20 protein-coding genes are annotated in these 16,233 nt (G+C 34.2%); 10 read left to right on the top strand and 10 right to left on the bottom strand.

What is annotated here, in order from left to right:
- Window positions 1-295: 295 nt before the first annotated feature.
- Together IJ258_RS10510 and IJ258_RS10505 are read right to left on the bottom strand one after the other, a co-directional pair.
- On the bottom strand, window positions 296-427 hold the full coding sequence (locus tag IJ258_RS10510) for a hypothetical protein (protein ID WP_292806659.1): 132 nt from the start codon (window positions 425-427) through the stop codon (window positions 296-298).
- A gap of 62 nt (window positions 428-489) precedes the next feature.
- Window positions 490-741 carry a hypothetical protein gene (locus IJ258_RS10505; RefSeq protein ID WP_292806657.1) on the bottom strand — a complete coding sequence of 84 codons (252 nt, stop codon included), beginning with the start codon at window positions 739-741 and terminating at the stop codon, window positions 490-492.
- 241 nt (window positions 742-982) lie between these two features.
- Between IJ258_RS10505 and IJ258_RS10500 the strand changes: the two genes are divergently transcribed.
- The 3 genes from IJ258_RS10500 to IJ258_RS10490 are packed head-to-tail and all read left to right on the top strand — an operon-like array spanning window position 983 to window position 2,589.
- The gene (locus IJ258_RS10500; protein ID WP_292806655.1) at window positions 983-1,309 is read left to right on the top strand and encodes a helix-turn-helix domain-containing protein; all 327 of its coding nucleotides are present in this window, start codon (window positions 983-985) and stop codon (window positions 1,307-1,309) included.
- Window positions 1,302-2,057 (top strand): ImmA/IrrE family metallo-endopeptidase, encoded by a 756-nt coding sequence (locus IJ258_RS10495; protein ID WP_292806653.1) that lies wholly within the window; start codon window positions 1,302-1,304, stop codon window positions 2,055-2,057. Before IJ258_RS10500 ends, IJ258_RS10495 begins: the two co-directional genes overlap by 8 nt.
- On the top strand, window positions 2,050-2,589 hold the full coding sequence (locus IJ258_RS10490; protein WP_292806651.1) for a nucleic acid-binding protein: 540 nt from the start codon (window positions 2,050-2,052) through the stop codon (window positions 2,587-2,589). The genes IJ258_RS10495 and IJ258_RS10490 overlap by 8 nt, the downstream gene beginning before the upstream one ends.
- 27 nt (window positions 2,590-2,616) lie before the next feature.
- On the opposite strand, the gene IJ258_RS10485 is transcribed toward IJ258_RS10490, so the two are convergent.
- The 4 genes from IJ258_RS10485 to IJ258_RS10475 form a co-directional block, all read right to left on the bottom strand.
- The gene (locus IJ258_RS10485; protein ID WP_292806649.1) at window positions 2,617-2,814 is read right to left on the bottom strand and encodes a hypothetical protein; all 198 of its coding nucleotides are present in this window, start codon (window positions 2,812-2,814) and stop codon (window positions 2,617-2,619) included.
- Window positions 2,815-2,863: 49 nt separating this feature from the next.
- Window positions 2,864-2,977: a symporter small accessory protein gene (locus IJ258_RS11960; RefSeq protein WP_366514580.1), complete on the bottom strand. Its 114-nt coding sequence runs from the start codon at window positions 2,975-2,977 to the stop codon at window positions 2,864-2,866.
- On the bottom strand, window positions 2,977-4,587 hold the full coding sequence (locus IJ258_RS10480) for a sodium:solute symporter (protein WP_292806647.1): 1,611 nt from the start codon (window positions 4,585-4,587) through the stop codon (window positions 2,977-2,979). Before IJ258_RS10480 ends, IJ258_RS11960 begins: the two co-directional genes overlap by 1 nt.
- 109 nt (window positions 4,588-4,696) lie before the next feature.
- A complete protein-coding gene (locus tag IJ258_RS10475; RefSeq protein WP_292806645.1) occupies window positions 4,697-5,494 on the bottom strand; it encodes a lipopolysaccharide assembly protein LapB in 798 nt (265 codons plus the stop codon).
- Between the two features lie 219 nt (window positions 5,495-5,713).
- Here IJ258_RS10475 and IJ258_RS10470 point away from each other — a divergent pair, with 219 nt between their 5' ends.
- Complete coding sequence (locus IJ258_RS10470) at window positions 5,714-7,015, top strand: phenylacetate--CoA ligase family protein (RefSeq protein WP_292806643.1); 1,302 nt, start codon at window positions 5,714-5,716, stop codon at window positions 7,013-7,015.
- 8 nt (window positions 7,016-7,023) lie between these two features.
- Entirely contained in the window at window positions 7,024-7,455 is a 432-nt protein-coding gene (locus tag IJ258_RS10465; RefSeq protein ID WP_292806641.1) for an amino acid-binding protein, read from the top strand.
- Between the two features lie 25 nt (window positions 7,456-7,480).
- Here the strand turns inward: IJ258_RS10465 and IJ258_RS10460 are convergent, their stop codons facing one another.
- From IJ258_RS10460 to iorA, 4 genes are all read right to left on the bottom strand, one after another.
- A complete protein-coding gene (locus tag IJ258_RS10460) occupies window positions 7,481-7,645 on the bottom strand; it encodes a hypothetical protein (protein ID WP_292806639.1) in 165 nt (54 codons plus the stop codon).
- 128 nt (window positions 7,646-7,773) lie between these two features.
- A complete protein-coding gene (locus IJ258_RS10455) occupies window positions 7,774-8,052 on the bottom strand; it encodes a hypothetical protein (protein ID WP_292806638.1) in 279 nt (92 codons plus the stop codon).
- 53 nt (window positions 8,053-8,105) lie between these two features.
- Window positions 8,106-8,690 carry an indolepyruvate oxidoreductase subunit beta gene (locus tag IJ258_RS10450; RefSeq protein WP_292806636.1) on the bottom strand — a complete coding sequence of 195 codons (585 nt, stop codon included), beginning with the start codon at window positions 8,688-8,690 and terminating at the stop codon, window positions 8,106-8,108.
- Window positions 8,691-8,695: 5 nt separating this feature from the next.
- Complete coding sequence (gene iorA, locus IJ258_RS10445; RefSeq protein ID WP_292806634.1) at window positions 8,696-10,591, bottom strand: indolepyruvate ferredoxin oxidoreductase subunit alpha; 1,896 nt, start codon at window positions 10,589-10,591, stop codon at window positions 8,696-8,698.
- A 106-nt stretch (window positions 10,592-10,697) separates the two neighbouring features.
- Between iorA and tfrB the strand changes: the two genes are divergently transcribed.
- The 5 genes from tfrB (at window position 10,698) to glyS (ending at window position 16,225) form a co-directional block, all read left to right on the top strand.
- Entirely contained in the window at window positions 10,698-12,173 is a 1,476-nt protein-coding gene (tfrB, locus tag IJ258_RS10440; RefSeq protein ID WP_292806632.1) for a fumarate reductase (CoM/CoB) subunit TfrB, read from the top strand.
- Between the two features lie 11 nt (window positions 12,174-12,184).
- Window positions 12,185-13,093: a TrmJ/YjtD family RNA methyltransferase gene (locus IJ258_RS10435; protein WP_292806630.1), complete on the top strand. Its 909-nt coding sequence runs from the start codon at window positions 12,185-12,187 to the stop codon at window positions 13,091-13,093.
- Window positions 13,090-13,911 carry a 4Fe-4S binding protein gene (locus IJ258_RS10430; RefSeq protein ID WP_292806628.1) on the top strand — a complete coding sequence of 274 codons (822 nt, stop codon included), beginning with the start codon at window positions 13,090-13,092 and terminating at the stop codon, window positions 13,909-13,911. The genes IJ258_RS10435 and IJ258_RS10430 overlap by 4 nt, the downstream gene beginning before the upstream one ends.
- 70 nt (window positions 13,912-13,981) lie before the next feature.
- Window positions 13,982-14,518, top strand: coding sequence for a dCTP deaminase (gene dcd, locus IJ258_RS10425; protein WP_292806663.1), 537 nt, complete (start codon window positions 13,982-13,984; stop codon window positions 14,516-14,518).
- A gap of 12 nt (window positions 14,519-14,530) precedes the next feature.
- A complete protein-coding gene (glyS, locus tag IJ258_RS10420; protein ID WP_292806626.1) occupies window positions 14,531-16,225 on the top strand; it encodes a glycine--tRNA ligase in 1,695 nt (564 codons plus the stop codon).
- Window positions 16,226-16,233: the final 8 nt, after the last annotated feature.

Genomic DNA, 16,233 nt, shown 5'->3' with positions numbered 1-16,233 from the left:
TCTACAAAACAACTTATAATTCCACAAAAGAATTAATAAACTTGTTTGAAGAAAAATTCTATGACATTATCGAATCAAAATCATTTTATGAAAATTGGCTTGAACTAAATGGTATAAACTTTTAGAGAAAAACTATAAATATATACCGATTTAAGTTCAATTAAACACTGATTTAATTCAATATTCACATTTTTAATGAATCAACATTAACATTAACGGAAGGGTTTTCGGATTTCAATTTGTATATTAAACCCCGATATATATGCACGAGTTTTTAAAAGTAGTTTTTCAATAATCAATGGCCACTGTTAATATCTCTGTTATGGATCCACTCACGATGTTTGCCAATAGCTACTCTAACAATAACATCGATAAGATCAAGATCATCAATCTGTTTGAAATAATACTCAGCAGGTCCTTCCAACATTTGGCGAAGATCATAGAATGGTCTGGGCTTAACAGCTTCAGGATTCATTAACCCGTAACTTTTTAATAGCTTAACATTCTCTGTTTCGTATTTTCAAGTTTACTTTTCTGTACTTTGGTTGCTACTGTCTTTTCTTTCTTGTCAAATATTTTAGCAACTTGTGATGAATCAATAAGGATACTGGACTCTATTAACAGTAATGTTATATCTTTTCCTCTAACTGTTATTATTGTTGGATGTGAGTTTTCAGTATCTAATATTAGATTCATTATAGTGTTTGAAACGTATATTTTGTATCCAAATATACGTTTCATTTATATATAAAACATGACCCTCAAAAAAACATTGATGTTGTCAAATATCAAATAATCAATCTACAAAGATTATTGTCATAGCTAAAAATATTACTTTGCAAATGCTCTCTCTAATTGTTTATATAGATTACAAACCTATGTACTATTATATTCATAAATTGTATTCGATTGCATTTAATAGAAATTTATATATTATAAATTTTTAAAATATAATACCATATTCTTTTTAAGGTGATTAACCATGAAAAACATTGGAGCAAGAATGGAAACTCTCAGAGAAAATATGAATTTGACTCCTCAGGCGGTTTCTTCATATTTGGATATTCCAACTGAAGATTTGCTTGACATGGAAAATGGCAACAAGAATATTACTTTATCCATTTTAAACAATCTATGCTCATTATTCGGATGTAGCGAAAGCTATCTGCTTTGTAGGAGTGATGAATTTGACCATACAAAATTTGCACTTAGAAGCACAAGCATTGAAGCAGATGACCTTAAAGGCATAGCAAGCATGAATAGGATTTATATGAATATGCAATACTTAACAAGTAAAATGGATGATTAATTTGAAAACTGACAACCAGCTAAATAGCGAAGCCATCAAATTACGAGAAAAATGGGGCTTGACTCCTTATGGATCTGTTGACATCACATCAGTGGTTTTGTCAAAGCTTCCAGACCTGACCATATTATACATTCCATTTTCTAAAAAAACTAGTGGAATGTGTATCAAGGATGGAAATATCGAAATCATTGGAATCAATTCAACGATGACAAAAGGAAGGCAAAGATTTACTCTAGCCCATGAACTTTACCACTTGTTAATAGAAGAAAATTCAGGAAAACCTATTATCTGCAACAATCCTTTAAGAGATGATTCTGAAAGAGAAGCAGATAAGTTTGCATCATACCTTCTCATGAGCGATGAAGGCTTCCTCCAGTATTGTGAGATGAACAGTATCAATGAATGGGATCTTACAAACATCATTTCTGTTGAGCAATATTTCCAAATCAGCCATCATACACTACTAATTCGTCTTTTAAATAATAAATTAATTACAAGAAAAGAATATGACAAATTTAGAGGCAAATACATATCCTATGAAGCGAAAATCAGAGGATATGGGGATGAACTATACCGACCATCCCCCAAAGAAGACCAATACATGACCCTTGGAAAATACATTAATACAATCGAATACCTAGATGAAACAGCTAAAATTAGCCAAAGCAAGAAAAAAGAACTACTACTTGATGGTTATAGAGGAGACCTTGTATTTAATGTAGATAAGGGTGATGATACCAATGACTAAACCAATTTTTTACGATACTGACTGTCTTTCATCATTTTTACAAATAAATAGAACAGAATTGCTGAAAAAAGAATATTCAAAAATCATAATCACCACTAAAGTCAAAGAGGAACTATACAACAAAAAAACACCTCAAGATATTAAAACTAGATTAACATCATTAATTCAGGATGGATATGTTGAAATTAATGATCTTGAATTTGGAAGTGATGAATTTAATCAATATTACACATTTATAACAGACGATAAAACAGAAGATATTGGTAAAGGAGAATTAAGTGTCATCTCACTTGCAATAGCTAAAAATGGAATACTTGCAAGCAATAATCTGGATGATGTATGTTATTTTGTGAGAAAATACCATTTAGAACATGTAACAACATCAAAAATAATTGTGACCTGCTATGAAAAAGGATACCTGACTTTTGATGAAGCAGAAAAGATATGGAAAGAATTGTTGAAAAATCCTAAACATCCCCAAATGTCTTTTAAAGATTTCTATGATAAAGATGATAAGATGTGTTATAACTAATACTTAATACAAATCGTATTTGCTTGATTAGAAATATAACTTTTCACAATCTTCATTTTTAGATACAATTCCTTTTAATATAAATTTTGATTTTGTTGAACCCATTGTTGTTGCATATTCAGTTACTGACATCAATGCACACATCACAAGAGCGGTAAAAAGCAATGCTGCAAATATCAGGAAAAATTCTTTTGTAAAAATTCTTTCAGAGCCATTAGCATTCATTGATAATGAATTTGTAATTAATGATATAAAAAAGATAAGTTAGGAGAAATTAATCTCCTTTATTCCAGTTTACAATACCGTAACCAACACACAGAAGTGTTGATAAGATAATTCCTAAATAACAACCCCAAATCCATGGGTCTTCTATTCCTAAAACCATCATTATGCGTCACTTCCTTTTTTATCGATTTGTGAAAATGCTTTGTCGATGACCTCTTGTGCCGGAGGTTTGGTAAGTAAACTTACGACAATTGTAAATAATGCTGAAATTGGAACTGCTATCAACATTACGTCAATAAACGGCCATGGTGCAGCTGGAAGGATTGTTTCAACACCTAAGAGGAATTGGCAGATTCCAAGTCCTAATGCGGTTTTCTTGAACACGAATATTAACCAGAAGAGACTTACGAATGTTCCAGATACAATTCCTGCAATAGCACCTTGTCTTGTAATTCCTTTCCAGTAGAGTGCTCCTAAAAATACTGGCAGGAATGCTGCTGCACAGATTTCAAAGAATAGGCTTGTTCCAAGTGCAACCACACTTCCAGGAAGTGAGAATGCCATTACCAATGCCAATATAATTGCAATTAGAATACCTACTCTTGAAATAGATACCTGATCGAGTTTCTGTTTGGATTTTTCCCTTATTGTTGAGTATATGTCTACACCGAATGCTGTTCCCTGAGTGTGGAGTTGTGATGATATTGTTGACATTGCAGCTGCAATCAGGGACAAGAGGAATATATATACAAACCATTCAGGCAGTGCCATTGTAATGAATGTAGGGATAATCTTGTCGATGTTTCCTCCTACAACATCCACTGCAATTTGACCTAACTTGTCAAAGAAGTATACATTGGAAAGAGATCCAACAATGTATGCGGTTGTCGGCATGATTGCAATGAATATTCCTCCGATTAAAACAGATCTGTTTAATTCTTTGTCTGATTTAACTGTCATGAATCTTACGATTAATGAAGGTTGTGCGAGTACCCCAATACCTACACCGATTAATGTTGAAGATACAAGTGACCACCAGAACGGTGTTCCAAATTCCGGAAACGATGTCCATCCCGTACCACCAGTTGCCAAGGCATCTGCCGGATACAGATTGCTCATTTGTGTCAGTGCTGTGTTTGCGGTGTCCACTCCTCCAAGTAACCAGTATATAAATACCAATAAGAATACCATGGCTAGAACCATGATTGTTCCTTGAAGTGCGTCAGTGTACATTACTCCACGTATTCCACCGAACAATACATAAAATGTAATAATAATTGATAATATCAGCAATGCAATACTAAAATCAATAAGCAGGGATGATTCCAGAAATCTTGCAGCACCGATTAATACCACTGCTGCATAAATTGGCATTGCACAGAAAATTATTAAACCTGAAGCATATTGGATGAATTTAGAGTCGAAACGTTTTCCTAAAAATTCCGGAAATGTCAATGAGCCTAATGCGTGACCCATACGACGAGTTCTTTTACCTAAAAATACGAATGCTATGAATATACCTATGATAATGTTTAAGAATGCTAACCATAATACACTCATACCATATTGACCGGCAACTCCTCCAAAACCAACAATAGCTGCAGTCGAGATAAAAGTAGCTCCATAACTCATTGCCATAATGAATGGGTGAGTATCTTTACCCGCTATCATAAAGTCTTCAGAGGAATTAGTCTTTTTGTATGCATAATAACCTACAAAAACGAGTGCGAATATGTAGACTATAAATACAATTGCTAAAATCATTACGTCCATAATTAATTACCTCTAAGAAATATTAAACATTTTAATATTACAATTAATTATTTAACGACAAAATTATTTAAACATTACCATAATATACATTGATGTACATAAATGTACATCAAAATATATAATATTCAACACCATTAAATTCACCATGGTCCTTTCCGGTCTCTTTGAACTCCAGCATCAGCCTGACAGCATCACGAACATCCAAATCAACCTTCTCAGACAACATAATCTGAGCATTTAAATCGTCACAAATCCTTTTATAAACTGCACCCTTCAACAATTGCCTATGTTCCTCATCAATCTCTCCAAGTTCACAGTTTTCAATCAAATCTAAAGCCTTTTCATATTTTTCAGAAAATAGATTAATCATTATTACTGGCAGCATACTTAACAAATCATTGTCTGATGCGTTTAAGATATACTCACTAATATCATCAATCATTTTTTCATCCTTTAAAAATGAAGTAGCGAGCATTTTTTCATATAATGCAGGAAGATAATTTTCATCAACCTTTAATGCATTGTCACAGTTTTCTATAACCTTGTCATTCTCATTTAAAATACTATAGAATCTGGCAATTCTGACAAACCCCTCCTTATCTTCATCACCACATAATTTTTCAAGCTCTTTTAATGCATCCAATGCTTTTGCATCCTCATTTAAGAACAGATGACATCTAACTTTTTCTGCCCAGAAAATTTCAATGTGAGGTGATTCCTCAATAATCAAATCGATGATTTTTAAAGCCTCATCATATTTCTTCAGCCTCATGAAAGAATCCAGTTTAACAATTAAAGAAAATTTATAGCCATATTCATTTTTATGAACCTGATTAAGACAGTTCAGTGCATTTTGATAGTTTTTCTTTTCAAATTCTATATTATCTTGTTTGATTTTATCATTCATGATTTTCACCATTACAATGTTTAAAATAAGTAATATAAAAAGATTATAGATAAAATAAAGTAAATATTGATGTTTATTCATAATTTAACAAGTTAAAATCAATATTTACCTTTGAACGTATAAAAAATCATTAAACAAACTAAACAATACAACAAGTTTTATATGAACAAAAATTAATAATTTAACATATAAGAAATAATTTGGAAAAATAGGGATACTATGTTTTGGAATGAAAAAGCAGAATGTATGGAAAAAGAAGAAAAAGAGAAAGTGCAACTGGAAAGACTACAAGAAACTGTAAAACTTGCATATGAGAATGTTGAGTTTTATAAAAAACGATTCGACGAAATCGGATTAAAACCAGAAGACATCAAAACATTAAAAGACATTGAAAAAATTCCATTCACCACAAAAAGTGACTTAAGAGAAGCATATCCATTAGGATTACTTGCAGTTCCACGGGAAGAAATTGTAGAAGTTCATGCATCATCCGGAACAACCGGAAAACCAACCGTAACCGCATACACCCAAAATGATTTGGATGTTTGGGGAGAATGTATTGCACGTGGACTTAAAATGGCCGGAGCTGAAAAAGACTACATCATTCAAAATGCTTACGGATACGGACTGTTTACCGGAGGATTTGGAATCCACCATGGAGGAAACAAAATGGGAGCAATTACAGTACCAATTTCTGCAGGTAACACCCAAAGACAATTAGACACTATGGTAGACTTCCAAAGTGACATTCTAACCTGTACTCCTTCTTATGCAATGTATCTTGGAGAATCCAGAGAAAAAGCCGGAATTCCACTAGAAGACATAAACCTTAAAGCAGGAATTCATGGAGCTGAAATGTGGACCAGTGAAATGAGAAAAAGAATAGAAAAATCTCTTGGAATTAAAACATACAACATTTACGGTCTAACAGAAGTTATGGGACCGGGTGTTGCTCAGGAATGTGAATGTCAAAACGGAATGCACATTCAAGATGACCAATTCTATCCTGAAATAATTAATTCTGAAACTGGAGAAACCCTAGATTACGGTGAAAAAGGAGAATTAGTTTTAACTTCTTTAACTAAAAACGGTATGCCAATTTTAAGATTCAGAACAAAAGATTTGACCTCACTCATTGGTGAAAAATGTGACTGTGGAAGAACAACAGTCAGAATGACAAGAATCACCGGTAGAAGCGACGACATGCTTAAAATTAAAGGAGTAATGGTATTCCCTTCACAAATTGAAAAAGCATTGCTCAAAGTCAGCGGTGCAAGTCCAAATTACTTAATTCACGTGACAAGACCAGATATTCTTGATGAAGTCGAAGTAAAAGTAGAAGCATCAAAAGAACTGTTCTCCGATGAAATGAAAGAAATGGAAAAAGTTGAAAAACAAATCCAAGCATCCATCAGATCAGAAACTGGTTTAAGAGTTGACGTAACAATATGTGAACCTGAAACACTTCCAAGAAGTGAAGGTAAAGCTGTTCGTGTAATTGACGAAAGGAACTTTGAATAGGTGATAATATGGCAGTGAAACAAATTTCAATTTTCGTTGAAAACAAAGAAGGAAGAATTAAAAAAGCTATTGACACATTAGCAAAAGAAAACATTAACATCCGTGCATTATCCATTGCAGATACAACAAAATACGGAATCTTAAGATTAATAGTATCTGATAATGATAAAGCCATTGAAGCACTTGAAAAAGACGGTTTTATTGTTAAAGAAAACGATGTCATTATCTTAGCAGTTCCCGACGAACCTAACGGATTAAACTCAACATTATCTGTTTTTGATGAAAAAGGCATCAATTTAGAATACCTTTATGCATTTGTAAGTAGTAAAACAGATGAAGCTATTGTTGTAATGAGATTGGAAAACATGGAAAAAGCTATCGAAGCTTTACAAGACAGTGATGTTAAAATATTAGAAACAGAAGATATTAAAGATTTATAGAAAAGAATAACTTCTTTTCTACAACTTATTTTTTTTCTTTGATTAAAAATCTTTTCTCTAAAGAAATTTTAGTTTTTTGAGCAATTACTTCACAATCCTCACCAAATTCCAACAATCGCTTAATAATCTGCCCAATACCTAGCTCAAAGCCATCAGCATTTCCATTATTATACATTTTTACCGTATTCATGAATCAAAGACATAATACCATTTACAAGATTAAATTTATAAATTAAATTTAGTTTTAATTTTAAGTATTGTATCTAATGGAACATCAGTTAAAATTAAACAATAAAAAAAGAGTAAAATAAGAAATATCTAAAATTCTTTTAATAAATTAGATATATCTTCTCTTGAATAGCCTAAACGTACAAAAAGGCTTTTTAGTGGTTCGTTTTCAGGAACAGTCCCTAATTCTCTCCAGTTTTTGAAGTCATTGCTTAATATTCCATTAATCAAAAGCTGAATTGTTATTAAATCATCACTTTTAACAGCAATAAAAGCATCTTCATCCTTAAAAATATTTTCCGGGTCAATCAATGTTACTTTACCGTTCCTGTCTTTTTTTACAATAGCATTGTCAATTTTATAAGCCATAATACCACAACTGTTTTTATATATAATATTTTAATTTAAATACTATTTATAATTTAACCTTTGATGGATTTGTATCCACTTTCGATAGCCTTTAAATTCATTGCATGGAATTTAGGTTTTAAATTATTTTTCATAGCTTCAATTACAGATTCCTTTGTCAGAGGGAATTTATCATCAGCAGTGACAGCACCTAAAAGAACCATGTTTAAAGCCAATACACTTCCTGCATCAATCGCCAATTGTGTTCCATCAACAGGAAGCACATGCTTAAAGTTTTCATTTAATGTTTTTGTTATGCTGTCAACACTAGGATAAGGCTTATCTGTTGAAGATGGAATAATCGGATGAGTATTGTAGACTATTTTAGTTTCTGAGTTTACCTTATCCAATCCTCTGATTGTTTCAATTGGTTCAAATGAAAGCAACATGTCTGCTCCTTTTTTAGGAATGATTGATGAATTGTATCCTCCAATCTTCAATTCAGTAGATACTGATCCTCCTCTTTGAGACATTCCGTGAATTTCACTCATAACTACATCCAAACCCTGATTCATTGCAGCTTCACCGATAATTGTGGAAGTCTTAATGATTCCCTGACCTCCAACTCCACAAATGTATATACTATAATGATTATCCATTTTCATCACCTTCCTGCCTCTAGAGCACCATATTTACATACCTGTATACATACATTACATCCGTCACATTGTGATTGGTCGATTGTGATTTTACCATTTACTTTTGAGATTGCCGGACAAGCAAGTTCCTTTACACACTTGTCACAGTTATTACAGTTTTTCTCAACAAAACTAACAGAAGGTTTTTTGGTTAAACCTTTAATTAAAGTACATGGTGCTTTTGAAATAATTACTGCAGTGTCATTTCTTTCAAATGCCTCTTTATAAGTCTTAACAACCTGATCCAAATTAAACGGATTGATTACACGAACATAGTCAACACCACATGCAAGGGCTAGTTTACGTATTGACACTTCAGGTGCCTCATCCCCCATTCCGTCAACCGGAATTCCAGGGTTTGGCTGACCACCAGTCATTGCAGTGATTCTGTTGTCAAGAACTGTTAAGACAAAGTTGTGCTTGTTGTGAACTGCATTGATTAATGGTGAGATACCGCTGTGGAAAAATGTTGAATCTCCAATGAAGCTTGCCACCTTCTGGTCGGTTGAGATTGAAAATCCGCAGCCGTCACCTACACTGGAACCCATTGACAATAAATAATCTGCAGCATTGTACGGTGGATTTATTCCTAAAGTATAACATCCAATATCTGATGCGAAAATTACATCAGCAGGTTTTAAGCCCAATTCATCTATTGCAATGTTTATTCCGTAATACATTGCCCTGTGAGGACATCCTGCACATAATACAGGTGCACGTGATGGAATGTCTTTCTCCAATTTTTCAAGACTTGATGAATAGTTAGCTTTAGCGTCATCTTCCTTGAAGTTCAATACCTTATTCAAACCTTCTGATACAACATCTGAGTTGAATTCGTGATATAATGGGAAAGTGCCATCCAACTTACCATGAACAGTAACATTAAGCTTTTTAGCTCCAATGCATGATAAGACATCTCTTTCAATTATTGGATCGACTTCTTCAACGACGAATACTTCATCCAGGTCTTTCAGGAATTCTGCAACTTTTTCCTGTGGGAACGGATATGAAAATCCTAATTTCAGGATGTTAATGTCCAAATCATTGAATTTGCATACATCATGAGCATAATTGTATGCACTGCTTGAAGCGATTAAACCGTATTTTTTCTCACCTGACAGTTCAATTTCAGTATTATATTTGCTTTTGTTGGTTAACTCTTCAATTTTGTGGATTTTATCCCATAATCTTACATGCATATCTCCTGCAAATGCTGGAACAGGCACATATTTAGACGGGTCTTTTTTGAAGTGACCTCTCTTCCAGTGGTTATCATTATTTGTTGAATTGTCCTTAACGTCACCGAACTCAACTACTCCTCTCATATGAGATACTCTTGTAGTTGTTCTGACAATTACAGGTATTTTGAATTGTTCTGACAATTCAAATGCATATTTGACCATGTCTTTTACTTCTTGACAGTTTGACGGTTCTAAAATAGGTACATTTGCCAATCTTGCGTAATTACGTGTATCCTGTTCATTTTGAGATGAGAAAAGTGATGGGTCATCTGCTGATAGGATAACCATTCCACCATTTACTCCAGAATATGCTGTAGTCATGAATGAATCTGCCGCAACATTCATACCGACATGCTTCATGAATGTAAATGACCTGAGGCCTGACACAGCTGCAGTAGCTGCAACCTCCATAGCAACCTTTTCATTAGTAGAAAACTCAAAATATATATTGGCATCCTTAGCCAATACTGATAAGATATTTCCAATTTCTGATGAAGGAGTTCCCGGATATGTAGCTGCAATGGAAACGCCTGCTTCTATTACTCCTCTAACAGCCGCTTCATTACCTAGTAAAAATTGTTTTTCACCAGACACTCCTGTAACTAATTCTTTTAAATTCATTATATTTTCCTCAAAATAATCTTTAATAACAATATATTATATAGTACAACAAACTATAAATATATATTATAATATTTTACAAGCTAATATAATTAGAGGGGAAAGAATGATTAAAGTTTATGTTTCAAGATTTAATAGTGAAACTGACAGTGAACCTCATTTGGAGTGTTATGAAATTGAAAAGACACCTCAGATGAAAGTTCTTGATGCTCTTCAGGCTATTAATGAAAAATATGATGCAGACATTAGTTTTAGAAGCTCATGTAGAGCAGGTCAATGCGGATCTTGCGGAATACTATTTAAAGGCAATGGAGCTTTAGCATGCCAGAAAGAAATCAAGGACGGAGCAATCATTGAACCTCTCAATTTCCCAGTTATAAAAGATTTGATTGTTGACAAGTCCAGCATTGAAGCTAAAGTTAAGGATTTGGAATTGTCCCTTCAATGCGACCATAAATGTAAAGGCATTGATGAAAGCATAACCAAGGAAGATACAAAAGACACCAAAAAAGTAAGAAGCTGTATCGAATGTTATTCATGCCTTTCAACATGTCCTGTTGTCAATATTGCAGCTGAGGAATTCGGCGGACCATACTTAATGAGATACATCCGAAAATTTGAAACCGACCCACGAGATAATTTTGACAGGCTCAGGGAAGCACTTGATGACGGATTGTATAACTGTACCAGCTGCGGCAAATGCTTAGCTGTTTGTCCTAAAAATATCAATACCTTTGGAGATGCAATTGAAAAGATGAGAGCAGTAGCTGTTGCAAACGGTTCCGGCCCTCTTCCTGAGCATGTTGCGTTTAAAGAAAACATACAGGCAACCGGAAGAAGTATTAAAACAGACAAAACTCCATTCATTGAGGAAGCAACTAATAAAACTGGTTCAAAAGTTGCATTTTTCACAGGATGTATGGTTGACTATAAATTCCCTGAAATCGGACATACATTAGTCAAAATCCTTAAGGAAAATGGAATTGACATTGATGTTCCTGAAGGTCAAGTCTGTTGCGGATCCCCACTTTTAAGAACTGGTCAGACCGAACTCGTACAGGAGCTTGTTGATAAAAATAAAGAAGTATTTAAAGATTATGATACAGTAATTACAATTTGTTCAGGTTGTGGAGCTACATTGAAGAATAATCATCCGCAATTTGGTTCCAATCTAAACGTTATGGACATCAGTGAATTTTTAGAGGATAAATTGGACACTTCCAAATTAAAAGAGGTTGATATGAAAGTGACCTACCATGACCCATGCCACTTGGGCAGAGGCCAGGGCATCAAGGATGCACCTAGAAACATTATTGAAATGATTCCTGGCGTTGAATTTGAGGAAATGAAATATCCTTGCCAATGCTGTGGTGCAGGCGGAGGAATCAAATCCGGAAAACCTGAAATTGCAATGGACTTATCCAAATCAAAAGCTGAAATGATTAAGGATACCAGTGCAGATGCCGTAGTTACAATTTGCCCGTTCTGTGAATTGAACCTACAGGACGGTTTGGATGCAATTGGTTGTGAAAATGTCAAATCAATGCATATTCTTGAATTATTAAATAAAGCTTACGAATAGAATCATAGGAGTTGATTAAAATAGGAGATGCTGCTGTTAGTGAGGAAAAAGTAGTTGAAACCACTGCAATGACTTCACCTGAAAAGAAAGAGGAAAGCAAATCAGAGAAAAAATCAACTTCCACAAAAAAAGCAAAATCAAAACCCCAATCCAGAGGAACAGCAAGAGTTAAACTTATAAGAGATAAGGAAGATGAGGAAACTAGCTTATTTAAGGAAAACATTTACATAGTTTTTGTTGAATGTGAAACTCCTGGAAACGTTGGTTTTCTTGCAAGGACAATGGCCAACTTTGGATTGAAAAATCTTGTATTAATCAATCCACCAACATTAACCAATGATGCTTACTATCAGGCCACTCATGGAAAGTATATTGTTGAAAACGCTAAAATCTACAAGACATTGGATGAATTTTACCAATCACAGAGGATTGACTTTAAAGTGGCTTCAACAGGCACCGTTGGAGGAAGCTATAATCTGTCAAGAATCCCAATCAAGCCTGAGGAACTTGGCAAATCATTAAATGTTTCAAACAAAATAGCAATACTGTTTGGAAGAGAGGGTGATGGACTTTCAAATAAGGAGATCGGAGACTGTGACATTTGCGTATCAATTCCAACTGATCCGACTTACCCTATCATGAACATATCCCATGCTGCAGCAATAATTTTCTATGAATTATTTAAAAACAAGCATGAATTTGGTGTAGAAGGTTTGAATGAAAGCACTGCCCTTGAAAAGGATTATCTTTTAAAGGATATGAAAGAATTGATAAACAGTTTGGATATTCCAGACCATAAAAAGAAAAACGGCTTGAAAACTTTCAACAACATTATTTCAAGAGCCTTTATAACAAGCCGAGAAGCGCATACATTTAAAGGAATCTTAAGAAGACTAAAAAATAAACTTGGTGAACAATGAGACGTATAAGCTTTGCAGAAATAAGTATCTTCGTTGTAAATAGAATATTTCATTGGAGATTTTGGATTGCTGGACTTACAAAAAAATCAAAAGTGGCTAAAAAAGTAATCAACAAAATGCTTTTTGAAAAAGATGAAGTATTGGTTCTTCCAAATACCATTCCAATCAATCAAAAGATTGAAAGTGACGGTTCAGATTTCCTACCTACTGATGTAATGAAAGAAGTTATCAAACAATGCGATGACATTGTCATAATGGATACTTGTCTTTGCAGAACATCCAATAAGTGTGAAGATTATCCTCAGGATATTGGTTGTATTTTCCTTGGACCGACCAGCAGAAAAATTCCAAGAGCAATCGGACATACAGCAACCGTCGAAGAGGCATTAGATCATGTTGATAAAGCTGATGCTGCAGGTTTAAGTCATATTATTGGTAGAAATAAAATTGATTCCGTTTGGATGAATGTAAGACCCGGCGAAGGATTATTAACAATTTGTCATTGCTGTCCATGCTGCTGTCTGTGGAAAGTTGTTCCAAATCTGGAAGATGAAATTGCAAATAAGATTTCAAGACTTGATGGAGTTTCCGTCAAAATCAATGAAGACAACTGTAAAAAATGTTTAAAATGTCTTAAACAGGACTGCATGTTTGATGCAATACATCTTGAAAATGGTAAAATAACTATCAATCAGGAAATGTGTAGAGGCTGTGGTCTTTGCGCCAACGTTTGTAAATTTGATGCAATAACTGTTGATTACGATAACAAAACTATTGATAATGTAATCAATAGGATGTATAATTTAATTGAAGAATAATTTTTGTTTGTGTGAAAAAATGGCAATTTTAAGCGATAAAGATATAAAGAAATGTTTAAAAGAATGAAAAATTGGAATTGAACCTCTCAGAGATGAGAAGCAAATCCAACCATCTTCTGTTGATATGAGATTGGGAGATGAGTTTAAAGTATTTAAAGTGATTAGAAAACCATACATTGATCCTAAAGATGAAGAGGACATCGCATCCTATATGGAATCAACCGTAGTGCCTGAAGGTGAAGCATTCATAATTCATCCAAATGAATTTGCCCTTGCCACCACTTTAGAATATGTTAAAGTGCCTGATGACCTTGTTGCAAGAGTTGAAGGTCGTTCAAGCATGGGCCGTTTAGGTGTTACAATGCACGTTACAGCAGGTTTCATTGACCCTGGTTTTGAAGGAAACATCACTTTGGAGATATCTAACATTGGTGCAATGCCTGTTGCATTATATCCTGGTCAGAGAGTATGTCAGATTGTATTTGAAACAATGACCTCCCCTGCAGAATTGCCTTATGGACACCCTGATAGAAATAGCAAATATATGGGTCAAACTCGCCCAGAAAGCAGTAGAGTTAAATTAGATTATGAATTGAAAAAAGATTAGGAGTTAATATTTATGAATCATGATAAAATGAGTAATGTTAGTGCTAAAAGAGGATTTTTATGGCCATCATTTGAGATTTACTCTGGAGTATCTGGTTTTACTGATTACGGACCTCTAGGAGCAAGTCTTAAAAACAACATCATGCAGAAATGGAGAAAACAATACGTATCCGGTGAAGGATTCTATGAAATTGAAGGTCCAACCGTAATGCCTAAAGAAGTTCTCAAAGCATCAGGACACGTTGACAACTTTACCGATCCAATGTGTAAATGTGAAGAATGTGGTGAAGTATTCAGAGCAGACCACATCATTGAAGAAGTAATCGGTGAAGATGTGGAAAGCTTAGAAAACGAAGAGCTTGACCAAATCGTCATTGACAACAACATTGTCTGTCCTGAATGTGGAGGCAAATTGTCCAACATTTGGAACTACAATTTAATGTTTAAAACTGAAATCGGTGCAAAAGGGGATAAAGTAGGTTACATGAGACCTGAAACAGCTCAGGGAATCTTTATTTTATTTAAACGTTTGGAAAGATTCTTTAGAGGAAAATTGCCATTTGGAGCTGTTCAACTTGGAAAAGCATACCGTAATGAAATTTCACCAAGACAGGGAGTAATCAGGCTCAGAGAATTCACACAAGCAGAAGCAGAAATATTTTTAAACCCTAAAGACAAAACACACCCTAAATTTTCACAGATTGAAGATGTTATATTGCGCCTAAATTCACAGGAAGTTCAGGAAAACAATTTAGAGCCTTTGGAAATTACCGCCCGTGAAGCGTTGGACAAAGGTATTGTTGCTAATGAAATGTTAATTTATCAATTATACTTAGCACGCAAATTCCTAACTGAAATCGGTATTCCGGAAGATGTTTTAAGATTCAGACAACACTTGGCCGGAGAAATGGCTCACTATGCTCTTGACTGTTGGGACGTTGAAGTTAAAACAGACAAATACGGTTGGGTTGAAATCATCGGTATTGCTGATAGAGGAGATTATGACTTAACATCACATTCAAAATTCAGTAATGATGAATTGAACGTTTTTGTTGAATATGATGAACCTAAAAAGGTTCAAAAAACCATTGTCAAACCTAACTTGTCTAAATTCGGACCAATATTCAAAGGAGATTCTCCTAAAGTAAAACAAGCAATTGAAGATGCTGATGTTGAAGATATCAAATCAGCAATTGAATCTGACGGCAAGTTTACTGTTGAATTGGATAAAGTTTACGAAGTAACTGAGGATTTACTCATATTTGAAGATGTTGAAGAGGAAATAACTGGTGAAAAGATTGTTCCTCATGTCATTGAACCGTCATTCGGTATTGACCGTATTACCTATTCAGTATTATTACACTCATTTACCGAAACTGAAGGCAAAGACTACTTCAAATTCGACAAGTCAGTAGCTCCAGTTCAAGTTGGAATTTTCCCTCTTGTTAACAAGGAAGGTCCTCGTGAGATTGCACAAGAGTTAACAGAAACCTTAAGAATGAATGGTTTTACTGTTGAATATGATGCAAGCGGAACTATCGGTAAAAGATATGCCAGAGCTGACGAGATAGGTATTCCTCTTGCAGTTACAGTTGATTTTGATAGTCTAGAAGACAATCAGGTTACTGTAAGAGACAGGGACAGTGAAGCTCAGGAAAGAATTCCAATTGATGAGTTAAACAATTATCTGGAAAAATATTATAAATGAGTATACTA

The sequence above is a fragment of the Methanobrevibacter sp. genome, assembly GCF_017468685.1.
GTDB lineage: Archaea > Methanobacteriota > Methanobacteria > Methanobacteriales > Methanobacteriaceae > Methanocatella.
The sequence above is the reverse complement of the archived record's forward strand: the minus strand, read 5'-3'. Positions and strand labels throughout refer to the sequence as shown.

Excerpts from the sequence above, each read along its gene's own strand:
- IJ258_RS10460 (WP_292806639.1), bottom strand. The coding sequence starts at position 7,645 with ATGAATACGGTAAAAATGTATAATAATGGAAATGCTGATGGCTTTGAG.
- IJ258_RS10470 (WP_292806643.1), top strand. The coding sequence starts at position 5,714 with ATGTTTTGGAATGAAAAAGCAGAATGTATGGAAAAAGAAGAAAAAGAG.
- IJ258_RS10505 (WP_292806657.1), bottom strand. The coding sequence starts at position 741 with ATGAAACGTATATTTGGATACAAAATATACGTTTCAAACACTATAATG.
- IJ258_RS10465 (WP_292806641.1), top strand. The coding sequence starts at position 7,024 with ATGGCAGTGAAACAAATTTCAATTTTCGTTGAAAACAAAGAAGGAAGA.
- IJ258_RS10495 (WP_292806653.1), top strand. The coding sequence starts at position 1,302 with ATGATTAATTTGAAAACTGACAACCAGCTAAATAGCGAAGCCATCAAA.
- IJ258_RS10475 (WP_292806645.1), bottom strand. The coding sequence starts at position 5,494 with ATGAATGATAAAATCAAACAAGATAATATAGAATTTGAAAAGAAAAAC.
- tfrB (WP_292806632.1), top strand. The coding sequence starts at position 10,698 with ATGATTAAAGTTTATGTTTCAAGATTTAATAGTGAAACTGACAGTGAA.
- iorA (WP_292806634.1), bottom strand. The coding sequence starts at position 10,591 with ATGAATTTAAAAGAATTAGTTACAGGAGTGTCTGGTGAAAAACAATTT.
- IJ258_RS10430 (WP_292806628.1), top strand. The coding sequence starts at position 13,090 with ATGAGACGTATAAGCTTTGCAGAAATAAGTATCTTCGTTGTAAATAGA.
- IJ258_RS10455 (WP_292806638.1), bottom strand. The coding sequence starts at position 8,052 with ATGGCTTATAAAATTGACAATGCTATTGTAAAAAAAGACAGGAACGGT.
- IJ258_RS10485 (WP_292806649.1), bottom strand. The coding sequence starts at position 2,814 with ATGAATGCTAATGGCTCTGAAAGAATTTTTACAAAAGAATTTTTCCTG.
- IJ258_RS11960 (WP_366514580.1), bottom strand. The coding sequence starts at position 2,977 with ATGATGGTTTTAGGAATAGAAGACCCATGGATTTGGGGTTGTTATTTA.
- IJ258_RS10510 (WP_292806659.1), bottom strand. The coding sequence starts at position 427 with ATGTTGGAAGGACCTGCTGAGTATTATTTCAAACAGATTGATGATCTT.
- IJ258_RS10500 (WP_292806655.1), top strand. The coding sequence starts at position 983 with ATGAAAAACATTGGAGCAAGAATGGAAACTCTCAGAGAAAATATGAAT.
- IJ258_RS10480 (WP_292806647.1), bottom strand. The coding sequence starts at position 4,587 with ATGGACGTAATGATTTTAGCAATTGTATTTATAGTCTACATATTCGCA.
- glyS (WP_292806626.1), top strand. The coding sequence starts at position 14,531 with ATGAATCATGATAAAATGAGTAATGTTAGTGCTAAAAGAGGATTTTTA.
- IJ258_RS10450 (WP_292806636.1), bottom strand. The coding sequence starts at position 8,690 with ATGGATAATCATTATAGTATATACATTTGTGGAGTTGGAGGTCAGGGA.
- IJ258_RS10490 (WP_292806651.1), top strand. The coding sequence starts at position 2,050 with ATGACTAAACCAATTTTTTACGATACTGACTGTCTTTCATCATTTTTA.